This is a genomic window from Micrococcus sp. TCR-5, assembly GCF_052220525.1.
GTDB classification, from domain to species: domain Bacteria; phylum Actinomycetota; class Actinomycetes; order Actinomycetales; family Micrococcaceae; genus Micrococcus; species Micrococcus luteus.
In genome coordinates this window covers 1-1735 of sequence record NZ_JBQPDO010000036.1, presented here as the reverse complement: position 1 = coordinate 1735, position 1735 = coordinate 1, and the positions used below count along the sequence as shown (strand labels likewise).

Genomic DNA, 1735 nt, shown 5'->3' with positions numbered 1-1735 from the left:
ATACCACCGTCGACTTCTTCCCGGCTGCCGAAGAGACGTTTGCAGTCGTAGCCGCGGCGAGGACGCTCGTGCACTTGCCCGACAACGCTAACGGGAACCATCCAGCGCGCTTTGCTTCAGACTCTGGAACTCCGCCTCGGAGATAGTTCCGCTGTCGAGTAGCTGCTTGGCTTGCGCGATCTCAGACGCAGGTCCCCCAGCAACAGTCCGGATGTAGTCGTCCGCCGTTGCTTTGGCCTCTCGTGCCTGTCGCTCGGCTCGATCGCCCATCCCACGACCGCGGAAGATCAGGTAAACGAGCGCCGTGAGGAACGGAACAAAGATGAGGAAAAGCAGCCAGATCGCCTTGTAGACGCCGCTGAGTTCGCGGTCCCGGAAGAGATCACTGATGATTGAGAACAGTGCGATGAGGTAGGCGACGAACACAAAGATGGTGAAGAACCACCAGATCGCATCCCAGATCGTGCTCCAGAAGTCCATGTTCCTGACCTCACCTTCCGGCCCGGTTGGGGGCCAAGCCTAGAGTTTCGTGTGAACCCAGGGTAGCAAGCGGCAAGCGGCCCCTGCCTACCTCAGCCAGAGCTGGGCGCGCCGCAAAAGTGCTAACGAAAGTGCTAAGCAACCTGCAGGTCGAGGTATCGCGGTGGAGTCATCCACAGGGCACATGCCGTAGATCGTTGATTTCATGCGGCAGAACGCCCTTCCAAGATTCGCGGCGCGAGGGGGTCGAGGTCAGTTCAAGTCCCCCCTCGCGCACCGCGGGCCGTTTGCAAGACGGCCAGGGAACGGTTTGTACGTTCCACAGGGGAAGCCCCCGGGAGACTCGGACGAGTCTCCCGGGGGCTTCTTTACGCACAGGATTGGCCTCCCGGGCGACGCCGCGGGCGTCCCGAGGGCCTGGCGGACTCGTCTGGGCATGGAAAGACCCCCGCGGGCCTGCGCCTGGGAAGGCTCCCGCGGGGGTCTGGATGTGTCCACGTGGTCCCGTGGGAGCGGCTCTAGGTTAGGCGGCCTCCCGCCTCTCAGGTGGCAAGCCCCCTGGTGATGTGTACGCGGGCCCGTACTCGTCGGCGCGGGTGAACCCGGCCGTGCGCTCATGGCGGCGGGCGCGCTTGACCGGGGCCGTGGCGAAAGACCAAAGCGTGTCGCCCCAGTCGTTAGAACGACGCCCGGCCTACTCTCGGAAGGTCGCCACCATCGACACCTACTGGCACACACGCGAAGGCATCCACCCTTATGTCCAGCCTCTCTGACCTCCTCGGCCAGGTCCGCGCCACGAACCCAGACCTCGCGGCCAACCTCGAACGCGAGATCAAGAACCGCACCCGGCGTCAGCGCCAGTTCGGACTCGTGTTCGAGGGGCACCGCCCCGAGGCCGTGGAACTGCCCTCTCGGCCCGTCCGCAAGGGGGACAAGGTCCGCATACTCCCGCCCCGCGGGGAGACCAAGAAAGGTGACCAGACCCTCTGGCACGTCGACCACATCGACCGCACTACCGGCACCGCCCGCCTGACCGCCGTCGACGGCGAGCAGGAGGCCCAGGCGGCCATTTCCGATCTCGTCGTCGTCGCTGAGTTCCGCGATCACATGTACCCCGGCCTCGTCGAGACCGGCCGAGTCGAGAACGGCGGTGGCAAGCCCTTCCATACGGTCATCAACGCCGAGAACTTCCACGCTCTCGAGATGCTCACTTACACCCACCATCGCAAGGTGGACTGCTGTCGCGCGTCAGACT

At 64.5% G+C, this 1735-nt stretch carries 1 protein-coding gene and 1 pseudogene; one reads left to right on the top strand and one right to left on the bottom strand.

Features of this window, described 5'->3' with window-relative positions:
• Positions 1-87 precede the first annotated feature (87 nt).
• Positions 88-480, bottom strand: coding sequence for an SHOCT domain-containing protein (locus ACTSKS_RS10965; RefSeq protein ID WP_044659893.1), 393 nt, complete (start codon positions 478-480; stop codon positions 88-90).
• A gap of 756 nt (positions 481-1236) precedes the next feature.
• Here ACTSKS_RS10965 and ACTSKS_RS10960 point away from each other — a divergent pair.
• Positions 1237-1735, top strand: a pseudogene (locus ACTSKS_RS10960) (site-specific DNA-methyltransferase); the annotation flags it as partial.

Excerpts from the sequence above, each read along its gene's own strand:
- ACTSKS_RS10965 (WP_044659893.1), bottom strand. The coding sequence starts at position 480 with ATGGACTTCTGGAGCACGATCTGGGATGCGATCTGGTGGTTCTTCACC.